The 22,722-nt window shown below is 72.9% G+C and carries 21 protein-coding genes; 13 read left to right on the forward strand and 8 right to left on the reverse strand.

What is annotated here, in order from left to right; genetic code table 11:
• The first annotated feature begins 88 nt into the window (after positions 1 to 88).
• The 9 genes from ACZ7OU_RS18275 (at position 89) to ACZ7OU_RS18315 (ending at position 12,100) form a co-directional block, all read left to right on the forward strand.
• Positions 89 to 1,435 (forward strand): SdrD B-like domain-containing protein, encoded by a 1,347-nt coding sequence (locus ACZ7OU_RS18275; RefSeq protein ID WP_470255988.1) that lies wholly within the window; start codon positions 89 to 91, stop codon positions 1,433 to 1,435.
• Between the two features lie 18 nt (positions 1,436 to 1,453).
• Complete coding sequence (locus ACZ7OU_RS18280; RefSeq protein ID WP_470255989.1) at positions 1,454 to 2,734, forward strand: adenosylmethionine--8-amino-7-oxononanoate transaminase; 1,281 nt, start codon at positions 1,454 to 1,456, stop codon at positions 2,732 to 2,734.
• Positions 2,735 to 2,951: 217 nt separating this feature from the next.
• Complete coding sequence (locus ACZ7OU_RS18285; RefSeq protein ID WP_470255990.1) at positions 2,952 to 5,183, forward strand: bifunctional SulP family inorganic anion transporter/carbonic anhydrase; 2,232 nt, start codon at positions 2,952 to 2,954, stop codon at positions 5,181 to 5,183.
• 197 nt (positions 5,184 to 5,380) lie between these two features.
• A complete protein-coding gene (locus ACZ7OU_RS18290) occupies positions 5,381 to 7,555 on the forward strand; it encodes a SulP family inorganic anion transporter (RefSeq protein WP_470255991.1) in 2,175 nt (724 codons plus the stop codon).
• A 732-nt stretch (positions 7,556 to 8,287) separates the two neighbouring features.
• On the forward strand, positions 8,288 to 9,013 hold the full coding sequence (gene bioD / locus ACZ7OU_RS18295) for a dethiobiotin synthase (protein ID WP_470255992.1): 726 nt from the start codon (positions 8,288 to 8,290) through the stop codon (positions 9,011 to 9,013).
• 72 nt (positions 9,014 to 9,085) lie between these two features.
• Complete coding sequence (gene bioB / locus ACZ7OU_RS18300; RefSeq protein WP_470255993.1) at positions 9,086 to 10,099, forward strand: biotin synthase BioB; 1,014 nt, start codon at positions 9,086 to 9,088, stop codon at positions 10,097 to 10,099.
• Positions 10,086 to 10,289 (forward strand): biotin synthase auxiliary protein BsaP, encoded by a 204-nt coding sequence (bsaP, locus tag ACZ7OU_RS18305; protein WP_470238904.1) that lies wholly within the window; start codon positions 10,086 to 10,088, stop codon positions 10,287 to 10,289. Before bioB ends, bsaP begins: the two co-directional genes overlap by 14 nt.
• Positions 10,290 to 10,403: 114 nt before the next feature.
• The gene (locus ACZ7OU_RS18310) at positions 10,404 to 11,000 is read left to right on the forward strand and encodes a DUF2567 domain-containing protein (protein ID WP_470238903.1); all 597 of its coding nucleotides are present in this window, start codon (positions 10,404 to 10,406) and stop codon (positions 10,998 to 11,000) included.
• A 59-nt stretch (positions 11,001 to 11,059) separates the two neighbouring features.
• Entirely contained in the window at positions 11,060 to 12,100 is a 1,041-nt protein-coding gene (locus tag ACZ7OU_RS18315; RefSeq protein WP_470238902.1) for a M48 family metallopeptidase, read from the forward strand.
• A 1-nt stretch (position 12,101) separates the two neighbouring features.
• Here ACZ7OU_RS18315 and ACZ7OU_RS18320 read toward each other — a convergent pair whose 3' ends face one another.
• Both ACZ7OU_RS18320 and ACZ7OU_RS18325 read right to left on the reverse strand, forming a co-directional pair.
• Positions 12,102 to 12,818, reverse strand: coding sequence for an LON peptidase substrate-binding domain-containing protein (locus ACZ7OU_RS18320; protein WP_470238901.1), 717 nt, complete (start codon positions 12,816 to 12,818; stop codon positions 12,102 to 12,104).
• Between the two features lie 40 nt (positions 12,819 to 12,858).
• Positions 12,859 to 13,491, reverse strand: a complete 633-nt coding sequence (locus ACZ7OU_RS18325) for an NUDIX hydrolase (protein ID WP_470255994.1) — start codon at positions 13,489 to 13,491, stop codon at positions 12,859 to 12,861.
• A gap of 111 nt (positions 13,492 to 13,602) precedes the next feature.
• Here ACZ7OU_RS18325 and nadA point away from each other — a divergent pair, with 111 nt between their 5' ends.
• The 4 genes from nadA to ACZ7OU_RS18345 all read left to right on the forward strand — a co-directional run bounded on the left by nadA (position 13,603) and on the right by ACZ7OU_RS18345 (position 18,394).
• Positions 13,603 to 14,616, forward strand: coding sequence for a quinolinate synthase NadA (gene nadA / locus ACZ7OU_RS18330; RefSeq protein ID WP_470238899.1), 1,014 nt, complete (start codon positions 13,603 to 13,605; stop codon positions 14,614 to 14,616).
• The gene (locus tag ACZ7OU_RS18335; protein ID WP_470255995.1) at positions 14,613 to 16,256 is read left to right on the forward strand and encodes an L-aspartate oxidase; all 1,644 of its coding nucleotides are present in this window, start codon (positions 14,613 to 14,615) and stop codon (positions 16,254 to 16,256) included. The genes nadA and ACZ7OU_RS18335 overlap by 4 nt, the downstream gene beginning before the upstream one ends.
• A complete protein-coding gene (gene nadC, locus ACZ7OU_RS18340; RefSeq protein WP_470255996.1) occupies positions 16,253 to 17,146 on the forward strand; it encodes a carboxylating nicotinate-nucleotide diphosphorylase in 894 nt (297 codons plus the stop codon). Before ACZ7OU_RS18335 ends, nadC begins: the two co-directional genes overlap by 4 nt.
• A 72-nt stretch (positions 17,147 to 17,218) precedes the next feature.
• Entirely contained in the window at positions 17,219 to 18,394 is a 1,176-nt protein-coding gene (locus ACZ7OU_RS18345; RefSeq protein WP_470255997.1) for a S8 family serine peptidase, read from the forward strand.
• A 158-nt stretch (positions 18,395 to 18,552) separates the two neighbouring features.
• Here ACZ7OU_RS18345 and ACZ7OU_RS18350 read toward each other — a convergent pair whose 3' ends face one another.
• The 6 genes from ACZ7OU_RS18350 to ACZ7OU_RS18375 form a co-directional block, all read right to left on the reverse strand.
• Positions 18,553 to 18,921 (reverse strand): hypothetical protein, encoded by a 369-nt coding sequence (locus ACZ7OU_RS18350; protein ID WP_470255998.1) that lies wholly within the window; start codon positions 18,919 to 18,921, stop codon positions 18,553 to 18,555.
• Positions 18,918 to 20,258: an alpha/beta hydrolase gene (locus tag ACZ7OU_RS18355; protein WP_470255999.1), complete on the reverse strand. Its 1,341-nt coding sequence runs from the start codon at positions 20,256 to 20,258 to the stop codon at positions 18,918 to 18,920. Before ACZ7OU_RS18355 ends, ACZ7OU_RS18350 begins: the two co-directional genes overlap by 4 nt.
• 25 nt (positions 20,259 to 20,283) lie before the next feature.
• Positions 20,284 to 21,576, reverse strand: a complete 1,293-nt coding sequence (locus tag ACZ7OU_RS18360) for a WXG100 family type VII secretion target (RefSeq protein ID WP_470256000.1) — start codon at positions 21,574 to 21,576, stop codon at positions 20,284 to 20,286.
• Complete coding sequence (locus ACZ7OU_RS18365; RefSeq protein WP_470238892.1) at positions 21,573 to 21,959, reverse strand: hypothetical protein; 387 nt, start codon at positions 21,957 to 21,959, stop codon at positions 21,573 to 21,575. The genes ACZ7OU_RS18360 and ACZ7OU_RS18365 overlap by 4 nt, the downstream gene beginning before the upstream one ends.
• A gap of 97 nt (positions 21,960 to 22,056) precedes the next feature.
• Positions 22,057 to 22,359: a hypothetical protein gene (locus ACZ7OU_RS18370; RefSeq protein ID WP_020644701.1), complete on the reverse strand. Its 303-nt coding sequence runs from the start codon at positions 22,357 to 22,359 to the stop codon at positions 22,057 to 22,059.
• A gap of 17 nt (positions 22,360 to 22,376) precedes the next feature.
• A complete protein-coding gene (locus ACZ7OU_RS18375; protein WP_086856673.1) occupies positions 22,377 to 22,721 on the reverse strand; it encodes a WXG100 family type VII secretion target in 345 nt (114 codons plus the stop codon).
• Between the last annotated feature and the right edge of the window lies 1 nt (position 22,722).

A 22,722-nucleotide genomic window follows, 5' to 3' on the forward strand; every position in this document is an offset into this window, starting at 1 on the left:
ATCACTCGTTATCGGCCGAGAGGCTCCCTCGCGCGTGAAAGCGCCGAAGCCCGCACGAGAGGTGCGGGCCGGGTGAGGGGGAGTCACCTTGAGAACCAGATTTTTCGCGATGGTGCTCGCCGTGGTCGTGGCGGTCGTGGGCTGGGCGGTCCCGGCGGCCGCGGCCGGGGTCGACCTGCGCGGCACGGCGGTGGTCGAAGGCGGGCCGTACCTGCCCGGTGACCAGGTGACCGTCAAGTACACGGTCACCAACGCCGGCGACAGCGGGGTGTACTACGCCCGCGGCTATTCGGTCGTGCTGGGCGGCACGGGGTTCGGCGTGGAAGAGGGCTGGGGCGACCTGGGGCCCGACGGGCTCGGCGCGAACTTCGCGCCCGGGGAGTCGCGGGACTACCTGCTCAAGGGCCACCTCGGCGGCGTCGCGAACGGCGATTCCGCACTGCGCTTGGCGGTGCGGTCCGGGGACGGCCCGCTCCTCGCGGTCGCCGACGTGGCCGTGCCCGTGGTGCGCGCCGAGGGCCGCAGCGCCATCGGCGGTCAGGTGTTCGGGGACGCCGACCAGGACGGTGTCGCCGACCCCGGCGAGGAACTCGCCGGAGCGCACGTCGAGCTGAACGGCTACAACGTGCACGAGACCCGGACGACCGGCGCCGACGGCCGGTTCTCCTTCCCGGACCTGCCGCCCGGCAGTTACGACCTCTACCTCTCGAGCGCGCCCGACGGCTGGCTGCCGCTCGGCGGAGGGCGGACCGTCCGTGTCGACGGCTCCGTACCCGTGGTCGACGTGCCGCTGCCGGCCGTGCGCCCGTTGTCCGAGACGCTGCGCGCGAAGCTCTCGCTGGACAAGGAGACCTACCACGCGGGTGACCCCGCGGTCATGACGGTGAAGCTGGTGAACACCGGCTCGCGGGTCATTTCGGGCCTTTACGGCGCCTGTGACGGCATCGGCTACGGCCGCGACCTCGACATCACCTCGGCCGGCTGGGGCGAGCTGGACTACTTCGGTGCCGGAGCCACGATCCGGCCGGGGGAGACCCGCGTGTTCCGGGTGCCCGGCACGGTTCGCGACGTCTCGGGGAGCTGGGGGTTCCTCGAGCAGTACTGCGACTTCGGCAACTACGAGAAGTACAGCGGCGAACCGAAGGGCCGGGACACGGCGAAGGTGACCGGGCGGACCGGGACGAGCACCGGCCGGATCGTCACGGAAACCGGTGACGGCCTGGCCGGGCAGCCGGTCAAGGCCACCGACGTCGACACGCACCGGGTGATCACCGCGACGACGGGTGCCGACGGCAGCCTCACCTTCACCGGTCCCGCGGGGCGCTACGAGCTGTCGGTGCGCGGGCCGTGGGTGCTCGACGGGGCGGCGCCGGTGTACGTCGTGGCGGCGCCCCTGAACGGCAACGGATGGGTGTTCACGAGGCGCGCGGCCTGAGCCGGTTAAGGTCGGCGGATGGACTCCGCCGACCTGCTCGCCCTCGACGCTCAGCACGTTTGGCACCCCTACGCGCCGATGCCGGCGAAGGTGCCTTCGCTGCTGGTGACCGAGGCGAGCGGCGTCCGGCTGAAGCTCGCCGACGGCCGCGAGCTGGTCGACGGGATGTCGTCGTGGTGGTCGGCCGTGCACGGCTACCGGCACCCGGTGCTCGACGCCGCGCTCGCCGAACAGGCCGGGCGGATGAGCCACGTCATGTTCGGCGGCCTGACCCACGAGCCCGCGATCACCCTCGCCAAGACCCTGGTCGACGTGACGCCCGAGGGCCTCGAGCACGTCTTCCTCTGCGACTCCGGCTCTGTGTCGGTCGAGGTCGCCGCGAAGATGTGCCTGCAGTACCAGCGTTCCCGCGGGCTGCCGGAGAAGCGCCGGCTGCTGACCTGGCGCGGTGGTTACCACGGCGACACGTTCACGCCGATGAGCGTGTGCGACCCCGACGGCGGCATGCACTCGCTGTGGCGGGGCGTGCTGCCCGAGCAGGTCTTCGTGCCGGCCCCGCCGTCCGGCTTCGACACCCCGCCCGACCAGTCCTACTTGGACACGCTGGCGGACGCGATCGGTGCCCACGCCGGGGAACTGGCCGCGGTGATCGTCGAACCGGTCGTGCAGGGTGCCGGCGGGATGCGGTTCCACCACCCCGCCTACCTGCGTGCGCTGCGGGAAATGACCGAAGCGCACGACGTGCTGCTGATCTTCGACGAGATCGCGACCGGCTTCGGCCGCACCGGCGCGTTCTTCGCCGCCGAGCACGCGGGTGTGACGCCGGACGTGCTCTGCCTCGGCAAGGCGCTGACCGGCGGCTACCTGAGCATGGCGGCCGCGCTGTGCACGCCGGAGGTCGCGGCGGGGATCTCCCGCGGCGCGCTGCCGGTCCTCGCGCACGGGCCGACGTTCATGGGCAACCCGCTGGCCTCGGCGGTGGCGAACGCCTCGCTGGGACTCCTCGCCGGCGGCGCGTGGCGCCAGGACGTCAGCCGGCTCGAGAAGGGCCTGCTGGACGGCTTGGCGACGGCGCGCGACCTCGGCTCGGTGGTGGACGTCCGGGTGCTCGGCGGCATCGGCGTGCTGCAGCTCGACCACGCGGTCGACATGGCGGTGGCCACCGACGCCGCCACCGGGCTGGGCGTCTGGCTGCGGCCGTTCCGGGACCTCGTCTACGCAATGCCGCCGTACGTTTCGACTGACGACGACCTCGCCGCGATCACCCGTGCGATGCTTGCCGTGGCCGAAAAGGCGTGAATTCAGCACATCGGGTGTGACCACGCGCACACCGAGACCCGAAGGTCTCTCACCGTCGCGCTGCGTGCCGGTGCGCGGTCCACACCACGCGATCGGCGGAGGTTCCGGGCCGGTTTTCCCCGGAAAGGTCCGGGAAACCGAACCGGACCGTACCGGGACAAACGCGAGAAATGCTTGCGTAGCGGACTTTTCGCGTCGCATCGGCGATCCTGCGTCCATGATCGAGATCGTTCGTGGTGAACACGACACCGGACCGCCGAAGAGCCCGAAACTCCCGGAGAACCTCAAGCACGATGTCCTCGCTTCGATAGTCGTCTTCCTCGTCGCCGTCCCCCTGTCCCTCGGCGTGGCCTTCGCCGCCGGGGCGCCGCTGCTCTCGGGCCTGATCTCCGCCGTCGTCGGCGGGCTGGTCGCGAGCCTCCTCGGCGGATCGCCGCTGCAGGTCAGCGGCCCGTCCGCCGCCCTCACCGTGGTGCTGGCCGACACGATCGCCACCCACGGCTGGCCCGTCACCTGCGCGATCACCGTCGCCGCGGGCCTGCTCCAGATCCTCTTCGGCCTGACCCGCCTCGCCCGCGCCGCGCTCGCCGTGTCGCCGGCCATCGTCCACGGCCTGCTCGCCGGCATCGGCGTCACGCTCGTGCTCGGCCAGCTGCACGTCGTGCTCGGCGGCTCGGCGCAGGGTTCGGCGCTGGCCAACGTCCTCGCGTTGCCCGGGCAGATCGCCGCGCACCACGACCAGGCCGTGCTCGTCGGCGTCGTGACCCTCGCGGTGCTGCTGGCCTGGCCGCGGCTGCCGCGCCCCGTCCGCCGGGTGCCCGCGCCGCTGGCCGCGATCGCGCTGGCCACCGGTCTTTCCGTCGCGGTGGGCATGACCCTGCCGCGCGTCGACCTCCCGGCCGGGCTGCCGGAGCTGCACGTCGTGCCGCGGCTGCCGGACGGCGGCTGGGGCGGTTTCGCGCTCGCCGCGCTCACCATCGCGCTGATCGCCGGCCTGGAAAGCCTGCTGTCCGCGGTGTCCGTCGACAAGCTCCGCGGCGGCCAGCGCACCGATCTCGACCGCGAGCTCGTCGGGCAGGGCGCGGCGAACGTCGCCGCCGGCGTCCTCGGCGGGTTCCCGGTCACCGGCGTCATCGTGCGCAGCATGACCAACTACGAAGCGGGCGCGCGCACCCGCGCGTCGGCGATCCTGCACTGTGCCTGGATCCTCGCCGCGTGCCTGCTGTTCACCGGTGTCCTGCGGCTGATCCCGCTGGCCGCGCTCGCCGCGTTGCTGGTCTACGTTGGCGCGAAGCTCGTGAACCTCCACGGGCTCAAGGAAGTGCGGCGCCACGGCGACCTGCCGGTGTACGCCGTCACGCTCGCCGGCGCGGTCGCCGTCAACCTGCTGACCGGCGTCGCGGCCGGGGTCCTGCTGGCGCTCGCGATGATGCTGCGGCGGATGATCTTCTCCGGGATCCACATCGAGAAGGACGGCGACCGCCACCGCGTCGTCATCGAAGGGGCGCTGACGTTCCTGTCCGTGCCGCGGCTGACCCGGGTGCTCGCCGAGGTGCCGCCGCACGCCGAAGTCCGGCTGGAACTGCTCGTCGACTACCTCGACCACGCCGCGTTCGACTGCCTGCGCGGCTGGCAGCAGGCCCACGCCGGGCCGGTGACGGTCGACGAGATCGGGCACCCGTGGTTCGAACGCGGCACCGCCGGCGCGCCGACCGTGCGCCGCAGCGTCGCCGCGCGCGTCGTGCCGCGGTGGCTCGCGCCGTGGTCGGAGTGGCAGGCCGAGCACGTCGTGCTGCCGGCCCAGCGCACGGCCAGTTCCCTGCTGTGCCGCGGTGCTTCGGAGTTCCACCGCCGCACGGCGCCGCTGCTGCGCGACACCTGGAGCGGGCTGGCGAACGGGCAGCAGCCGCACACGCTGTTCATCACGTGCGGGGACGCGCGGATCGTGCCGAACCTCATCACGACGAGCGGGCCGGGGGACCTGTTCACGGTGCGGAACATCGGCAACCTGGTGCCACCGGCCGACGGGGACGACTCGTCGGTCGGGGCGGCGATCGAGTACGCCGTCGGGGTGCTCGGGGTCGCCGAGATCGTGGTGTGCGGGCATTCCGGCTGCGGGGCGATGAAGGCATTGCTCGGGCAGGCACCGGATGGGCTGGTGCAGCTGGGCAGCTGGCTGCGGCACGGCGAAGCGACGTTGCGTCGACGGAGTCGTGAGGCTCCGCTGCTGCTCGGCGGCGGCCGGCCCGCCGCCGAGGCCGACCAGCTCGCGTTGCAGAACGTGGTGCAGCAGCTGGAAACCCTGCGCGGCTACCCGGTCGTCGCGGAGGCGCTGGCGCGCGGCGGGCTCCGGCTGACCGGGATGTACTTCGACGTCGGCGCCGCGCAAGTGTCCCTTTTGGACGATGCGGCGCGCGGGTTCGTGCCGGCGGGGGCGCTGGAGCACTGACGCGGGCGAGGGCCGTCTCCGGGGTTCGGGGGCGGCCTTCGCTTGTGTCGTACGGCTTTCAACTGTCACGCGACCGAAATGATCTTGTGAACGGCGAGTGAACTCGACGTCCGATTTGTGACGTTCAGGCTAAATATGGCCAGTTGTTCACTCGAACGGGTGGCACATAGCGGACATTTCACACGATTTCCGGTTGCATGGTGATCATGAGACCCCTCGCCGTGCTCCGCCACGACCTGCCGGCCTCACTGGTCGTCTTCCTCGTCGCAGTGCCCTTGTCCCTCGGTATCGCCCTCGCTTCGGGCGCGCCGGTCGCCGCCGGGCTGATCGCCGCTGTCGTCGGTGGCATCGTCGCCGGCGCCCTCGGCGGCTCCGCGCTCCAGGTGAGCGGGCCGGCCGCCGGCCTGACCGTCGTCATGGCCGAAACCATCCAGACGTTCGGGTGGGCCGTCACCTGCGCGATCACCGTCGCCGCCGGCGCGTTGCAGATCCTGCTCGGACTGAGCCGGATCGCCCGCGCCGCGCTGGCCATCTCGCCTGCCATCGTGCACGGCATGCTGGCCGGCATCGGCGTCACGATCGTGCTCGGCCAGCTGCACGTCATCCTCGGCGGGAAGGCCCAGAGCTCGGCGGTGGAGAACGTCGCCGAGCTGCCCGGCCAGATCGTCGCCCACCACGACTCCGCTGCCCTGATCGGCCTGCTCACCATCGCGATCCTGCTGCTCTGGCCGAAGCTCCCGGCCGCCGTCCGCAAGGTGCCGGGGCCGCTGGCCGCGATCGCCGTCGCCACGGGCGTTTCGGTGGTCGCCGGGATGACGCTGCCCCGCGTCGAGCTGCCCGGTGACCTGCTGGACGTCCACCTGGTCCCGCAGCTGCCGGGCAGCTGGGGCGGGTTCGCGCTCGCCGTCGTCACCATCGCCCTGATCGCCAGCGTGGAGAGCCTGCTCTCGGCGGTCGCGGTCGACCGCCTGCACACCGGCCCGCGCGCGAACCTCGACCGCGAGCTGGTCGGGCAGGGCGCGGCCAACATGCTGTCCGGCGCGATCGGCGGGCTGCCGGTCACCGGCGTCATCGTCCGCAGCTCGACGAACGTCGCCGCCGGTGCGAAGACGCGGGTGTCGGCGGTGCTGCACGGCGTCTGGGTGCTGCTGTTCGTCGTCCTGCTGGCCGGGCTGATCCAGAGCATCCCGCTGGCGGCGCTGGCCGGGCTGCTGGTGCACGTCGGCGCGAAGCTGGTCAACCCCGGGCACATGAGGACCGTCCTCGCCCACGGTGACCTGCCGGTGTACCTGCTGACGTTGGCCGGCGTCGTCGTGTTCGACCTGCTCACCGGCGTCCTCGCCGGGATCGGGCTCGCGCTGGTGCTGATGCTGCGCCGGACGTTGTGGTCCGGCATCCACGTCGAGCACGAAGGCGACGCCTGGCGCGTGGTCGTCGAAGGCGTCCTGACGTTCCTGTCGGTGCCCCGGCTGTCGAAGGTGCTCGGCGGCATCCCGGCCGGGGTGCCGGTGCGGCTGGAGCTGGTCGTCGACTACCTCGACCACGCGGCGTTCGAGAGCTTGACGACGTGGCAGCAGGCGCACGAGCGCGCCGGCGGCGCGGTGGACGTCGACGAGGTCGGCCACCCGTGGTTCGGCGAGGGCAAGGCGGGCCGTCCGACGCGGTCCCGGCTCGCCGCGAGCCGGGCGGTGCCCCGCTGGCTCGCGCCGTGGTCGGCGTGGCAGGCGGTGGAAGGGATCCCGGCCCAGCAGACCCGCCGCGGCGCGACGGAGTTCCACCGCCGGGCGGCGCCATTGCTGCGCGACACGCTGTCCGGCCTGGCGGACGGCCAGCGGCCGCGGACGTTGTTCATCACCTGCGGCGACTCCCGGATCGTGCCGAACCTGATCACGACCAGCGGCCCGGGCGACCTGTTCACGATCCGCAACATCGGCAACCTGGTGCCGCCGGGGCAGGCGGACCCCTCGATGAACGCGTCGATCGAGTACGCGGTCGGGGTGCTGGGGGTGGAGGAGATCGTGGTGTGCGGCCATTCGGGCTGCGGCGCGATGGCGGCCCTGGCCGACGGCCCACCGGCCGGGCCGTTGTCCGTGTGGCTCCGGCACGCGGAGCCGAGCGCGCACCGCACGGGCTCGGCGACGTTGGACGGCGGGGTTCCGGAGCGGGAGGGTGATCGGCTGGCGTTGCACAACGTGCTGCAGCAGCTGGAGCACCTGCGGGAGTACCCGTCGGTGGCGGCCGCGGAGGCGGCGGGGAAGGTCCAGCTGACGGGGATGTACTTCGCGGTGGGGACGGCGCAGGTTTATTTGTTCGATGGGGTGGAGCGGACGTTCCGCCCGGCGGGGGCTTCGGCGGTGGTGCCGGGCGCTTGAGGCGGAGTGGCTCGCGCTGCGGGTGGTTGCGGTGCGGGCTTGCGCCGGGGTGGTTGCGGTGCAGGCTTGGCTGGAGGTGGCTTCGGTGGTTTGTGCCGGAGCCTGGTCGGGCCTGCACCGACCCCGGCCGGAGTCTGGGCCTCGGTGATTGGGGCCGGAGGCTGGACGCCCGGGCGGGCCCGGCCGAGGCCGCCCGGCGGCGGGTTGTGGTCAGCGAGGTCCGGGACCAAGTCTCTCCGGTCCGCCTCACTCGCCCGGAGCGGCCGAGCTTCGCTCAGCCGCTCCGGGCTCCGTTTGGCGGGCGGCTTGCGGCAGCGGGTCCGGGGGCCATGGCGCTGCGGCCTCGCTCGGCCGCGACCGTAGGGTCCGCTCTGCCGCTCTGCCGCTCTGCCGCTGGGCCGCTGGGCCGCTCGGCCGCTCGGCCGCGGGGCCGCTGGGCCGCTGGGCCGCGGGGCTGCTGGGCCGCTGGGCCGCGGGGCTGCTGGGCCGCTGGGCCGCGGGGCTGCTGGGCCGCCGGGCCCGCCGGGCCGCGGGCGTGGGGCGGTCGGCCCCCGGCACCAGCCGGGCCGGCCGCGGCCGGTCGGAGATTCGTCGGCCGCGGCCGCACCCGGGCCGCGCCTCACCCCCCGACCCCCCGAACCCGCCTCCGACCAGGGCACCTTCCCCCACCACCCCCGGCCATCCGGTGCCCGCGGTGCGCGCCCACTACCGCAGTCACTAAGTTGATGGTCCGTGACCATGCTGGTGATGACGGGGACCGGGACCGGGGTCGGCAAGACGATCACCACGGCGGCCATCGCCGCGCTCGCGGTGGCCGGGGGGCAGCGCGTTGCCGTCCTGAAACCCGCGCAGACCGGGGTCGGCCCTGATGAGCCCGGGGACCTCGCCGATGTCCGGCGCCTCGCCGGCCGGGACGTCACCACCCGGGAGCTGCGGCGATATCCCGATCCCCTCTCGCCGGAGGCCGCCGCGCGGCGTAGTGGGCTTCCCTCGCTCGATCCCGGGGAGATCGCGCGGGCCGCCTCCGACCTCGACAGCGGGCACGACCTCACCCTCATCGAAGGTGCCGGGGGACTGCTCGTGCGCTTCGACAAGGCCGGCTCCAGCCTCGCCGACGTCGCCTGGTCGCTCGGGTCGCTCGTCATCGTCGTCGCCGAAGCCGGGCTCGGGACGCTCAACGCCACCGCGCTCACCGCCGAGGTCGCCACCAAGCGGGGCCTGACCGTCGCCGGGGTCATCATCGGCTCGTGGCCCGCCGAACCGGACCTCGCCGCGCTGTCCAACCTCGAAGACCTGCCCGTCGCGGCCGGGGCGCCGCTGCTCGGTGCGCTGCCCGCCGGGCTCGGGGACGCCTCGCCCGAGGAGTTCCTGTCCGCCGCGCGGGCCGGGCTGTCGCCGTGGTTCGGCGGCGAATTCGACCCCGAGCTCTTCGCGGGCTGCGCTTCCGCCGGGAAGTGACCTGCGTCGCTGTCGTCCCGGCGTGCCGTCGTGCACGATGAGGGACGCTTCCACCACGATCAAGGAGACGCCGTGACCGCAGTCCCGGACACCGATGTCCTCGCCTACGCGCGCGAGCACGTCCTCGAAAACGGCGTCGGCCTGGGCGAAGCCGAAGTCCTCGAGGTGCTCCGGCTCCCCGACGACCGGCTGCCCGACCTGCTCGCCCTGGCGCACGACGTGCGGATGCGCTGGTGCGGACCCGAGGTCGAGGTCGAAGGCATCATCAGCCTCAAGACCGGCGGCTGCCCGGAAGACTGCCACTTCTGCTCCCAGTCCGGCCGCTTCCCGACGCCGGTGCGCTCGGCGTGGCTCGACATCCCGAACCTGGTCAAGGCCGCCCGGCAGACCGCCGAGACCGGCGCGACGGAGTTCTGCATCGTCGCCGCCGTCCGCGGGCCGGACAAGCGGCTGCTCGCGCAGGTCCGCGAGGGTGTGAAGGCCATCCGCGAGGACGGCAACGACATCCAGATCGCCTGCTCGCTCGGCATGCTCACGCAGGAGCAGGTCGACGAGCTCGTCGACATGGGCGTGCACCGCTACAACCACAACCTCGAGACGGCGCGCTCGCACTTCCCCGAGGTCGTCACCACCCACACGTGGGAAGAGCGCGCGGACACGCTCCGGATGGTCGCGAAGGCGGGCATGGAGGTCTGCTGCGGCGGCATCATCGGCATGGGGGAGACGGTCGAGCAGCGCGCGGAGTTCGCGGTGCAGCTGGCCGAGCTCAGCCCGCACGAGGTGCCGATGAACTTCCTCATCCCGCAGCCGGGCACGCCGTACGAGCACTACGAAATCGTCGAGGGCAAGGACGCGCTGCGGACGGTCGCGGCGTTCCGGCTCGCGATGCCGCGCACCATGCTGCGCTTCGCCGGCGGCCGCGAGCTGACGCTGGGCGACCTCGGTGCGGAGCAGGGCATGCTCGGCGGCGTCAACGCGATCATCGTCGGCAACTACCTGACCAACCTCGGCCGCCCGGCTTCGGCGGACCTCGCGATGCTCGACGACCTCAAGATGCCCATCAAGGCCCTCAGTGACAGCCTCTGACGCTGCCTTCTGCGTCCACTGTGGACAGTCGTCGGACGGCGGCGCCGACCACCCGGCGTGCCACAACCCGAGGACGGCGCTGGAGCCACCGCGCTACTGCACGTTCTGCGCGCGGCGGCTGGTGGTCCAGGTGAGCCCGCTGGGGTGGACGGCCCGCTGCAGCCGCCACGGCGAGACGGCGAGCGGCTGACGACGGCGTCGCGCCGGGCCCCGCGACACGACCGGCGGCTCACCGCCGCCACGCACCGACCGGTTACCCTCAGTCGCACCGTGTCGCAGGAGCATGGCGCAGGAGGGAGTCCGGGTGAGTGAGTCGTCGGGGCCCGCGCACCGGCCGTCGGCCGTGGCCGGCCCGTGGTCGGTGCCCGTGCTGGTCCGGGAGCGGCGGCCGCGGGTCGTCGTCAAGGCCGACCTGCTGCCCGCCGTGAGCGTGCTCGGCACCCTCAGCCTGCTGAGCTTCCCGCTCGCCTTCGCCTGGTCGCGCCTCGCGCCGCCGGAGCGCGTGCGCATCATCGGCTCCGACGGCACCCAGGGCGCCCTCGAGCTGGAGAGCTGGCACCGCTTCGACGACCTCGCCGTCTTCGGGCTCATGACGCTCGGGCTGGGGATCGTCGTCGGGGTCGTCGTCTGGCTGCTGCGCGAGCGCCGCGGGCCGGTCGTGTTCCTCGCCGCGGTGCTCGGCGTCGCCCTCGCGAGCGCGCTGGCCATGCTGCTCGGCGTCGGCTGGGCGAACAGCCACTACGCGATCGCCAGCGCGCCCGCGCTCGGCTCGGTCATCGAACTGGCGCCCCGCCTGGAGTCGTGGTGGGTGCTGCTCACCGGCCCGCTCGGCGTGACGGTCGTCTACAGCCTGCTCGCCACCTGGAACGGCCGCGACGACCTCGGCCGCCGCCTCGGCTGAACCCCGCCCCGGGCCGGGGCGTTTCCCCTAGAGTGGTGCCCTCGACCACAGGGGGTTCAGTGACCGAAGACATCGAGGTTTCGCGGCCCAACGCCGTCCGTTTCCCGGGCATCAGCCCGCGCGCCTACGAACACCCGGTGGATCGCGGCGCGCTCGCGACCCTGCGGGCGGTGCCGGGGTTCGCCCAGGTCGTCAAGGCCGTTTCGGGGTTCTACAACGAGCGCGGCGAGCGGCTGATGGCGCTCGCGTCGTCGATCCGCGTCGGGCCCAAGCAGTACCCGGAGATCGATCGCCTGCGCCACGAGTGCGCCGAGACGCTGGACCTGCCCGCCGTGCCGAACGTGTTCGTCTACCAGGACCCGCGGGCCCAGGCGTCGGCGGTCGGGATGGACGAGCCGTTCATCCGGGTCAGCACCGGGCTCGTCGAGCTGATGGGCCACGAGTCGCTGCGGTTCGCGATCGGGCACGAGATGGGGCACGTGCTGTCCGGGCACACCGTCTACCGCACGATCATGGTGCGCCTGATCGGCCTGCAGATGTCGCTGTCGTGGACGCCGGTGAGCGCGCTCGGCATCCGGGCGATCATCGCGGCGCTGCGCGAGTGGTACCGCAAGGCCGAGCTGTCGTGCGACCGCGCCGGGCTGCTGTGCGGCCAGGACCCGACGGCCGCGCTGCGCGCCCAGATCCAGATCGCCGGCGGCGTCGACCCGGCCCGCATCGACATCCCGTCGTTCCTCCAGCAGGCCAACGAGTACGAGTCGGTCGACGACATCCGCGACAGCTTCCTCAAGCTGCGGTTCGTCGAAACCGAGACGCACCCGTTCGCGGTGGTCCGCGCGGCGCAGCTGCAGAAGTGGGCGGCCTCGGAGGAGTACCGCGCGATCCTGGCCGGCGACTACCCGCGCCGCGACGACGACGCGCCGACGTCCGACTGGAAGGACGACCTGAAGTCGGCCGCGAAGTCGTACAAGGACTCGTGGAGCTCGTCGACCGACCCGCTGACGAAGGTGTTCAGCGACGTCGGCGAAGCGGTTTCCAGCACGGCGGGCAAGGTCTGGAACAAGTTCGGCAACGGGAACGGCAACGGCGCCGGGGACTGAGTCAGTTGAGGCTGGCGGGCTTGCCGAGATCGGTGAGCTCGCCCGGCGGCAGCGGCACCGCGCCCAGCGTGTCCAGGAACCCCGCCTCCCGCGTCAGCAGCCGGCACGCGATGCGGAGCCGGCGCAGGGGGTGGCGTTCCTCCAGCAGCCGCTGACGGTCTTCCAGCGGCAGCAGGCAGTCCGCAGCCAGCTGGTAGGCCAGCTCGGCGAGTTCGGTGTCCGCGTCCGGGGTGTTCCAGTCGTCGCTGCGCCACGCCGTTTCGCAGTAGCGCCGGTGCGCCGTGCGGGCGACCACGGCGAGGCGTTCGGCCATGTCGCCGGACGGCGCCACCGGGTCGTCGTCGACCCACTCGACCGAGGCGATCAGGTACGGCGCCGAGACGCAGTCGAGCTCGGTGAGGCGGAAGCGGCGCTGGGCCTGCGTGACGACGTCGAACCGGCCGTCCGGCAGGCGCTTCGCCTCGCGCAGCACCGTGCTGCAGCCGATTTCGTACAGCTGGTCCAGACCACGGACCTCGCGGGTCAGTGACGACCGCAGGGCCACCACGCCGAACTCGCGCCCCGGCACGGTGCCGCTGACGAGATCGGCCATCAGCTGCCGGTACCGCGGCTCGAAGATGTGCAGCGGCAGCTTGGTCCCCGGGAGCAGAACCGTCTGCAGCGGGAACAACGGCAGCAAGGTCGTCGTCGCGTCGCTTTCCGATTCCGGCTCTGTCACGCGTCAACCGTAAGGGGAGAACGCCTTCCGCGCAGGATGGTCACCGGTTGGGCGGCTTGAGCACCGCGAACGGATCGGTGATCTGCATGCCTTTGCCGGCGAAGGAGAACAGGGCCGCGGGACGCCCGCCCGCGCGGCCGGGCGGGGCCGTGTGACCAGTGGGAACCAGCAGGCCGCGCCGGGAGAGCACCCGCTGCAGGTTGGTCGCCGAGACGCGGTAGCCCAGCGCCGCCGAATACAGCCCGCGCAGCGCGGAGATCGTGAACTCCTCGGGTGCCAGCGCGAACCCGAGGTTGGTGTAGGAGAGCTTCGAGCGCAGCCGGTCGCGGGCGCGCAGCACGATCGCCTCGTGGTCGAACGCCGTCCGCGGCAGCTTCGCGACGTCGTGCCACTCGGTGTCCTCGGGCACCTCGGGGTCGGCGTCGGAGGGGACCAGGGCGAGGAACGCCGTCGCCACCACGCGCGGGCCGGGGACCCGGTGGGGGTCGCTGAACACCGCGAGCTGCTCGACGTGCTCGATCCGGCGGACGTCGACCTTCTCCTTGAGCTGGCGCCGGACCGACGTCTCGACGTCCTCGTCGGGCCGCAGCCGCCCGCCCGGCAGTGACCAGCGGCCGAGGTGCGGGTCGAGCGCGCGGCGCCACAGCAGCACCCGCAGTGTGTCCGAGCGCACTTGAAGGACCGCTCCCAAAACCTCGTGGGCCAGGGGTGCCTGGGTGTTAAGATGACTTCGCACGGTTTTCGATTATAAGGCGAAAACCGGAGACAGGTCCAGGAGGGCCCGATGACCAGCACGTTGGTTCCGGAAGGTCTCACCCCGTTCGGCGGGGTCGAGGCGAACGCGGAGTGGGCGGAGGAGGTGCGGCGCCTGGCGAAGCAGCGCGACGCGGTCCTGCTCGCGCACAACTACCAGGTCCCGGAGATCCAGGACATCGCCGACCACACCGGCGACTCCCTCGCGCTCAGCCGCATCGCGGCGAGCAGCGACGCGTCCACCATCGTCTTCTGCGGTGTGCACTTCATGGCCGAGACCGCGAAGATCCTCGCCCCGGAGAAGACCGTCCTGATCCCGGACGCGCGGGCCGGCTGCTCGCTGGCCGACTCCATCACCGGCGCCGAGCTGCGCGCCTGGAAGGCCGAGCACCCGGGCGCCGTCGTCGTCTCCTACGTCAACACCACGGCCGAGGTGAAGGCCGAGACGGACATCTGCTGCACGTCCTCGAACGCGGTCGACGTCGTCGCGTCCATCCCCGCTGACCAGGAGGTTCTCTTCCTGCCCGACCAGTTCCTCGGCGCGCACGTCAAGCGCGTGACCGGCCGGGACAACATCCACATCTGGGCCGGGGAGTGCCACGTCCACGCCGGGATCAACGGCGCCGAGCTGGCCGAGCGCGCGGCCGCGAACCCGGACGCGGACCTGTTCATCCACCCCGAGTGCGGGTGCGCGACGTCGGCGCTCTACCTGGCGGGCGAGGGCGCGGTGGCGCCGGATCGGGTCAAGATCCTCTCGACCGGCGACATGGTCCACGAGGCCCGCGACACGAAGGCCAAGACCGTCCTGGTGGCCACCGAGATCGGCATGATCCACCAGCTCCGCAAGGCCGCGCCGGGCATCGACTTCCGCGCGGTGAACGACCGCGCGTCCTGCCGGTACATGAAGATGATCACGCCCGCGGCCCTGCTGCGCTGCCTGCGTGACGGCCTGGACGAGGTCCACGTCGACCTCGAAACCGCCTCGAAGGCTCGTGCTTCGGTGCAGCGGATGATCGAGATCGGGCAGCCTGGCGGCGGCGAATGACCACGCCGGTTAATGACCCCCAGGCGAAAACTCCGGTTTGGGAGGCTCGCGCGGATCTGGTCGTGGTCGGCAGCGGCGTCGCCGGCCTGACCGCGGCGCTGCGCGCGCAGGCACTCGGGCTGCACGTCCTGGTCGTCACCAAGGCGGCGGTCGAGGACGGCAACACGCGCTGGGCCCAGGGCGGCGTCGCCGTGGTCCTGGAAGACCAGCACGACCTCGACGACTCGGTCGCGAAGCACGCGGAGGACACCTTCACCGCGGGTGCCGGGCTGGTCGACGAGGCCGCCGCCCGCTCGATCCTCGACGGCGGCCCGGCGGCGATCGCCCGGCTGCGGGCCGACGGCGCGACGTTCGACTCTTCGGGTGACGGCCTGCTGGCCCGGGCCCGCGAGGGCGGGCACAGCGCGTTCCGCGTCATCCACGCGGGCGGGGACGCCACCGGCGCCGAGGTCGAACGCGCCCTGGTCGCGCAGGCCGGGCAGGCGCGGGTGCCGGTGCTGGAGCACCACATCGCCGTCGACGCGCTGCGCACGCCGGGCGGACGGGTCGCCGGCATCACCGTGCTCGATCGCAACGGCGTCCCCGGCGTCGTCCGGGCGCCGGCCGTGCTGCTGGCCAGCGGCGGGATCGGGCAGCTCTACCAGGCGACGTCGAACCCGGAGATCGCCACCGGTGACGGGCTCGCGCTCGCGCTGCGGGCCGGGGCGACCGTCGCGGACATCGAGTTCGTCCAGTTCCACCCGACCGTCCTGTTCACCCCGGGCGCGCGGGGGCGCCGCCCGCTGGTCACCGAGGCCGTCCGCGGCGAGGGCGCGACGCTGGTCGACGGCGCCGGGCTGGCGGTCATGGCGGGCGTGCACCCGCTCGGCGACCTGGCGCCCCGCGACGTCGTCTCGGCGGCGATCACGCGCCGGATGGCTTCGGCGCCCGGCGGGATCGACGACCACGTCTTCCTGGACGCGACGTCGATCGCCGGGTTCGGGCAGCGGTTCCCGACGGTGTTCGCGGCGTGCGCGGCGCTGGGCCTCGACCCGGCGTCGGACCCGATCCCGGTGGTCCCCGCGGCGCACTTCTCGTGCGGTGGCGTGGCGACCACTGTGGACGGACGCTCGTCGGTGCCCGGGCTGTACGCCGCCGGCGAGGTCGCGCGGACCGGGCTGCACGGCGCGAACCGGTTGGCGTCCAACAGCTTGCTCGAAGGACTGGTCGTCGGGCAGCGCGTGGCGGAGGCCGTCGCGGCGGACCTCGCGGCCGGGCTGCTGGCCGATCCTTCGCGGGGGCGGTTGCCTACGTGGACCGTCGCGCCGGCCGCCGGGCGGGACGCGCTGCAGCGCGTGATGAGCCGGTACGCGGCGATCGGCCGGGACGCCGACGGCCTGGCGGCAGCCGGTTCGGTGATCGACCTGTCGACCCAGGACAGTCCGCTGTGGACACACGCGGCGGTCGAAGACGCAGCGCTCACGGTGGTGGCGCAGGCGTTGCTCTCGGCGGCGGTCCGGCGCACCGAGTCGCGCGGCTGCCACGTGCGGACCGACTTCCCGGCGCCGGACGAGAACTGGCGGCGCAGCCAGCACATCCGGCTCAGCCCGTCCGGCCAGCCGGTGCTGGCCGACCCGATCCCCCTGGAGGGCGTGGCATGACTTTCCCGATCTCCGAACCGGTCCTGAAACTGATCGCCGCGTCCGGCCTCGACGTCGAGGACGTGACGCGGGTGGTTTCCACGGCGCTGGGCGAGGACCTGCGGTACGGGCCGGACGCGACGACGGCGTCGACGGTGCCCTCCGAAGCGATCGCGGTGGCCGAGCTGACCCCGCGCGTCGACGGTGTCGTGGCCGGGCTGCCGGTCGCGCTGGCCGTGTTCGACATGGTGCTGGGCGACGGGTACGAGGTGCTGGCCGGGCGGGAAGACGGCGACCGGCTGGTGGCGGGGGAGCCCGCGCTGGTGCTGCGCGGTCCCGTGCGCGGGCTGCTCACCGCCGAGCGGACGGCGCTGAACCTGCTGTGCCACCTCTCCGGCGTCGCGACCGCGACCGCCGCGTGGGTGTCCGAAGTGGACGGTACCGGCTGCGCGATCCGGGACTCCCGCAAGACGTTGCCGGGACTGCGGCTGCTGCAGAAGTACGCCGTCCGGTGCGGCGGCGGGGTGAACCACCGGCTCGGGCTGGGCGACGCGGTGCTGATCAAGGACAACCACGTCGTCGCCGCCGGTTCGGTGACCGCGGCGCTGGCCGCGGCCCGGGCGCACGCGCCGGAACTGGCCTGCGAGGTGGAGGTCGACACACTCGAGCAGCTGGAGGAGGCGCTGGCCGCGGCAGCGGATGAGGTGCTGCTGGACAACTTCACGCCGGAGCAGTGCCGGCAGGCGGTGGCGCGCCGCGACGAGGTTTCCCCCAAGACGCGGCTGGAATCCTCTGGTGGCCTCACCCTCGACCGTGGTAGGGCCTACGCGGAGTCCGGTGTGGACTATCTGTCGGTGGGTGGGCTGACCCACTCTTCGCCCGCGTTGGATCTGGGCATGGACCTTCGCTGAACGGTGTTTCGCGGGTAGACTGGCGGTGGCGGAAGTTCTTTCCCGCCACCGTCTTTCTGTTCGGGGGTTCGGGTGCGGTTACCGGCGGTGCTCGCGGTGTCGGGCGTGGTGGCGCTGAGTCTTCCCGCGTCCGCCGTCGCCGCCCCGGCGGGCCAGTGCGCGAACCCGTCCGGCACCTACACCGGCGCGGTCCCGTGGGGGCAGCGCCTGGTCGACCCGGCGCGGCTCTGGCCGCTGACCCGGGGCGAGGGCCAGCTGGTGGCCGTCATCGGCACCGGCGTCGACGGGCAGAACACGCAGTTCGCGCCCGGGCAGCTCGAAGGCGGCACCGGCACCGAGCGCTCGGACTGCGACGGCCGCGGCACGATCGCGGCCGGGATCGTCGGCGCGCAACCGGACGCGTCGACGACGTTCGCCGGCGTCGCGCCCGGCGCGCACCTGCTGCCGATCCGCTACACCGAAGGCTCGGGCTCCTCGACGGCCGGCGACGGCGCCGGTGACCCGGGCGCGCTGGCCGGCGCCATCGACACAGCGGTCGACCGGCGCGCGAGCGTAGTCCTGATCGCGGTGCCCGCGGCGTTCGACAGCCCGGCGCTGTCCGGCGCGGTCGCGCGGGCGCGTTCGGCGGGGGCGGTGGTGGTTTCGGCGGCGTCGGCGACCCAGCAGGGCGCCCGGTCGTACCCGACGGCGACGCCCGGAGTGCTGTCCGTCGGGTCGGTGAACCCCGCGGGCGAGCCGGTGCAGACGGAGGCGGGCGACTACGTCGGCGTCGCCGCGCCGGGAGCGGAGCTGGTCAGCACGTCGGCGGGCGCGGGCGGCGCGGTCGCGCACCGGTTCCCGGTGACCGACCCGGGACTGGCGGCGGCGTACGTCGCCGGCGTCGCGGCGCTGGTCCGGGCGTACCACCCGAACCTGACCGGCGACCAGGTCGTGACGCGGCTCGAGCTGACGGCGCACCGCGCCTCGTCGGGGCGCCACGACGCGCGGCTGGGCTGGGGAGTCCTGGACGCGTACGCGGCGGTGTCCTCGACGTTGCCGGCCGACGTCCCGCCGCCGGGCGCGGTTCCCGCGTCCGGCTCGGCACCGGCGGTGGTCCCGGCCGCGGCGCCCGCGCGTCCGACGTCCGACGTCACGGCGGGCACGATCGCGGTGGCCGGCGTGGCTCTCGCGGCAGCCGCCGGAGTGGCGATGGCGGCGGTCCGCCGGGCCCGGCACCGGAACTGGCGCCCGTCCCGCTTCACGCCGTAAACCCGTGTCGTCCATCGGTGTACGCGTGTCGTCCGCCCAGGTACGCGTGTCGTCCGGTGGAGAACGCGAGCCGGCCGCCGGACGCACGTCTCCGTGTACCCGGACGGACGACTCGCGTACTCAGGTGGACGACACGCGTACGTGGATGGACGACACGGTCAGGCGGGGACTGGGCGGGTTGAGCCGATGATCGCCACCGCGTGGCTGGCCCGGGCGACGTGGATCGTGAAGTCCGCGCCGTCGCGGCTGAATCTTGCGATCAGTTCGCGTGGGGTGCTGCGGTCGTGGGCCTGCCAGCCGCGCTGCTCCAGCGTCGGGAGGACCACCTCGGTGAGACGGCGTTCCGGCTCGCCCGGGTGCTCCAGGCGGACGCCGTACTGCCAGCACACCAGCTGACCCGGGCTGGTCGGGTCGCAGTCCAGCTCGCCGTTGACCGTAGGGTCCGCCGACGGGCCGAACACCGCCGCGACGTCGTCGATGACGTTCGTCAGCTCGCTCGCCAAGCGGTCCAGGTCCGGAGAGGTCATCGCAGCACACCCCCGTTGTTCAGGAACTCGACGCCGTTCTCGAGGATGCCATGCGCGTCGAAGCTCCCGTCGGGCGTGGTGGGCCCGGTGGTGATCACGCGGTACATGTTCGTCCACGACTCCGAACCCGGCTTCAGCACGTCACTGTGCGAGGACAGGCCCCACAGCTGGTCCCCGGAAGCGGACCGCCCGGTCTCCAGCTCCGTGACGCCCGGGAACGTGTCCGGGTCCGCGCCGTGGCCGATGCCGGTCCACTCCAGGCCCCACGCGTTGCCCTGGGCGATCTCGATCGGGTCGAGCGGCGCCGTCATCGAGAACCGCTGCACGCCCGCCTGGCTCGCCGGAAGGTCCGACGGCGACCACACGCCGTGGCCCATGCCCGCCGACTCGACGTGCAGGACGCGGTCGACGTCGAGACCCTGCGTCTCGGCCAGCCCGACGGTCGCGCCGCCGTAGCTGTGCCCGATCGCCGTCAGCGTGACGTCGGAGCCCGCGTGGCCCGCGATCTCGCCGCGCAGGTCGTCGGTGAAGTGCTTGAGGTCGGGCGCCATCGTCTGCGCGTAGCTCGCGTCCGGCCCCTGGGTCACCGGGTTCTGCGGGAACACGCCGTCGGCCCAGACGACCATCGCCGTGCGCCCGGTCGGGTCCGCGGCCACCAGGCTTCGCCCGAGGCCGGCGTAGGCGTCGAAGTTGGACATCTGCGTGTTGACGCCGGGCACGAACAGCCCGACGTTGCGCGTGCCCGGTTCGATGTGCCCGACGAGCTCGGCGATCCGGCCGTTGCCGGACGGGTCGAACTTCAGGATCTGCCGGTTGTTCGCGAGGATGTCTTCGTACAACGAGATCCGCGCCTGTGACCGCTTGATCTCGTCGGCGTCGGTGAGCCCGGCGAGTTTCGCCCGTTCGGCGGTCAGCGCGTCGGCGACCTTCGTGCGGTTCTGCTCGATCGCCCGCGCCCACGCGCCGGTGTCGGCCGAACCACCGATCCCGGCGGGGTTTCCGGCGGACGGCAGGGGATCCTCGGGCAGGAGCGCCCGGTACATCGCGGCGACCTGCGTGTCGGCCCGCCGGTACCCGGCCGCCGACTCGGTCAGTCCACTTTGGAGCGTCTGCAGCCGGGAGACGCCGGAGTCGAGCTTCGAACCCAGCTCCTTCATGGTCTTCTCGAACGTCTTGGCCGCGGCGGCGGACGCGCTGACCTGACCGAACGCGGCGGCCGGGACCTTCTCGCCCGCGACCGCCGCCTGGGCGGTGCCCAAGGTGTCCGCCCGCGTGCCGAACTCGCCCGCCACGGTGTCGAGGCGGGCCGGAGCGACGCGATATCCGGCAGCCGTCACGGCCCGCCTCCGTTCTCAGAGTGCGTCAGTACGCTTCCGGCTCTTCGCCGATCACCGGCGGCGCGACCGGGGCCGACTGGCCCCAGACGTTCTCCGTCTCGACCAGCCACGCCGGGATCCGGCGCCCGGACCCCATGTCGCCGCCCCCGCCCATGCCCATCGGCATCATGGGCATCATCGGCATCGCGCCCTTGGCCGCCGCCGCGCCCGCGGCTCCGGCCGCACCGCCGGCGAGCCCGCTCAGCGCGTTGCCCGCGCCGCCGTCGCCGGCCAGCCCGGAGTGCGCCGCCGGGCCGTCGGCGCCGCCGCCGATCCCGGCCCCGCCGGGGACACCGCCGCCGATCGACGGCGCGTCACCCCCGCCGATCGGGATGCCGCCACCGGCGCCGCCTTCGACGCCGGCACCGCCGCCGAGCTTCGTGCCGGGCGCTTCTTCCTTGCCGTCCTTGGGGTCCTTGCCGCTGGCCCACGGCGGCACCTTCGGCATGATCGACCCGAACCGGCCGAACGCGGCGGCCGAAGCCGCGGCCAGCCCGGCGGTGAACATGTCGCCGAACAGCGGGTTCGACGTCGGCACGGTGCCCGGCTGCTGCGGCGTGCCGGTCGAGGGCAGCGGGTGCCCGTCGGCCGGGGTGACGACGACGCCGGGATCGGTGAGGCCGTTGCCGACCAGCCCGGGCGAACCCGCGCTCCCGGCACCGCCGCCGGTGGGCAGGGTGGTGGGCGTCTGCACGGCGTTGGGCGACGCCGGGATCGACTCCTCGGCGGTGCTGTACTCGCCGGCCAGCTGGGTCATCACGACGATCGCCTTGCCGTGCGCCGACCCGGCCGCGTTCGCCGCGGACTGCTGGGCCTCGACGTTCGCGATGGCCTGCTGACGCTGCTGCGCGGCGGCCTGGACGACGGCGGGCGAGGAGTCCGGCGGCAGCAGCGGCGGGTTCACCGCGAGCGCGACGTCGGAGGGGGAGACGTCCGGCACCGAGACCGGCGGCGGCATCTCCTTCTTGGCCTTCACCAGAGCGTCGGCGGCGTCGTCGAGCATCACGTTCATCGCCTCGGCGGTCTGCGCCACCTTGGAGATGCCGTTCGCGAGGTCGACGATCATGTGCTGGTACTGGTCGGCGGCGCCGCCGGTCCACTGGTCCTTGAACTCGGTGAGCTCCGAGTTGAGGTTGTGGGCCTGCTCGTGCAGGTGCAGCGCGGCGGACTTCCACTTGTCGGCGGCGTGGCGCGCGCTGTTCGGGTCGCCCGCCTGCAGCATCGCGTACAGCTGCTGGTGGCTGTACGCGGCGAAGTTCGTGTGCGCGGTGTTCGTCATCCCTTGCGGCTCCCGTCCGAGTCGCCCAGGCCGAGCAGGCCGAGCACGGGGTCGAGCAGACCGGTGACGGCGCCCGAGGTGTGGAGGTCTCCGGCGACCGTCTCGTCGGCGTTCTGGTAGCCGTCGGCGACCGTGGTGGTGACGTCCTGCGCGAACCCGATCGCGCTGCGGACCTGGTCGAGCAGGCCCTGCATCTCCGAGACCGCCGCGCGGTGGGCGTCGGCCAGCGACCCGGCCTCGCCGAACTCGCCGAACAACAGCGGCTCCTCGCCGAGGGTGAGCAGGAAGTCGTTCGGTTTGGCCATCGCGTGGATCTGGGTCTCCAGCTCCCGCACGAAGTCCTTCAGCGATTCCAGGTGGACGTAGTACGACTGGTCGTGCATCGGGTCCCGGCTCTCTCGTCGCACGTTGGGGGGAAAGCCGGTCGGCCGGTGCGAGCGGGGGGTTTCCCGCACCGGCCGACCGACGTCTGGGCGCGGTTCAGCCCGCGAACAGTCCCTGGTTGCGGTTCTCCAGCGACTGCTGGAGGTCGTGGGCCTCGCCGACCTTGCCACCGAACTGGGCGATGATGGCGACGATGTCCGCGGTGGCCTGCCGCAGCCGGGTCTCCGACTGGCGGGCCGCGTCACCGGCGGAGCTGCCGGAGGCGTACCAGGTCGCGGTGATCGGCTGGAGGTTCTGGTGCAGCTGCTCCAGCTGTGAGGTGAGCGCCTTGGCCTTGGCGGCCAGGGACGCCGAGCTGTGCTGCAGCGCGGCGAAGTTGATTTCGACGACGTCGGCCATCGATCTGTCCTCTCAGGTCAGGGGTTGAGGCGGGGGATCACGCCCGAGCCCTCGAGGGAGTTCCCGACCCCCTGGAAGCTCTGGTGGACGTCGGCGTCGCCGCGGCCGTAGTTCTGGTGGCTGGTGTGGACGAGCTGCGACATGGTGTCGAGCTCCTTCACCGCGACCGTCATCTTCTCCTGGAGCCGGCGCTGGAGGTCCCAGAACGCGACGGCCTGGTCACCCTTGTAGTTGCGGAGCGCCTCGGTCAGCTCGGACTCCAAGCTGGCCATCGTGGACTTGGCGTTCGTCGCGGTTTCCTCGAAACCCTGGACGGCGCGCGTCATGGCAGCGGAATCTGCCTGGAATCCCGGACTTGACATC

It is taken from the genome of Amycolatopsis sp. NPDC114505 (genome assembly GCF_055633615.1).

What these genes read in the sequence shown, in the direction of transcription:
- ACZ7OU_RS18280 (WP_470255989.1), top strand. Translation starts at nt 1,454, where the DNA reads ATGGACTCCGCCGACCTGCTCGCCCTCGACGCTCAGCACGTTTGGCAC.
- ACZ7OU_RS18375 (WP_086856673.1), bottom strand. Translation starts at nt 22,721, where the DNA reads ATGTCAAGTCCGGGATTCCAGGCAGATTCCGCTGCCATGACGCGCGCC.
- ACZ7OU_RS18360 (WP_470256000.1), bottom strand. Translation starts at nt 21,576, where the DNA reads ATGACGAACACCGCGCACACGAACTTCGCCGCGTACAGCCACCAGCAG.
- ACZ7OU_RS18335 (WP_470255995.1), top strand. Translation starts at nt 14,613, where the DNA reads ATGACCACGCCGGTTAATGACCCCCAGGCGAAAACTCCGGTTTGGGAG.
- nadC (WP_470255996.1), top strand. Translation starts at nt 16,253, where the DNA reads ATGACTTTCCCGATCTCCGAACCGGTCCTGAAACTGATCGCCGCGTCC.
- ACZ7OU_RS18290 (WP_470255991.1), top strand. Translation starts at nt 5,381, where the DNA reads ATGGTGATCATGAGACCCCTCGCCGTGCTCCGCCACGACCTGCCGGCC.
- nadA (WP_470238899.1), top strand. Translation starts at nt 13,603, where the DNA reads ATGACCAGCACGTTGGTTCCGGAAGGTCTCACCCCGTTCGGCGGGGTC.
- ACZ7OU_RS18285 (WP_470255990.1), top strand. Translation starts at nt 2,952, where the DNA reads ATGATCGAGATCGTTCGTGGTGAACACGACACCGGACCGCCGAAGAGC.
- ACZ7OU_RS18350 (WP_470255998.1), bottom strand. Translation starts at nt 18,921, where the DNA reads ATGACCTCTCCGGACCTGGACCGCTTGGCGAGCGAGCTGACGAACGTC.
- ACZ7OU_RS18370 (WP_020644701.1), bottom strand. Translation starts at nt 22,359, where the DNA reads ATGGCCGACGTCGTCGAAATCAACTTCGCCGCGCTGCAGCACAGCTCG.
- ACZ7OU_RS18365 (WP_470238892.1), bottom strand. Translation starts at nt 21,959, where the DNA reads ATGCACGACCAGTCGTACTACGTCCACCTGGAATCGCTGAAGGACTTC.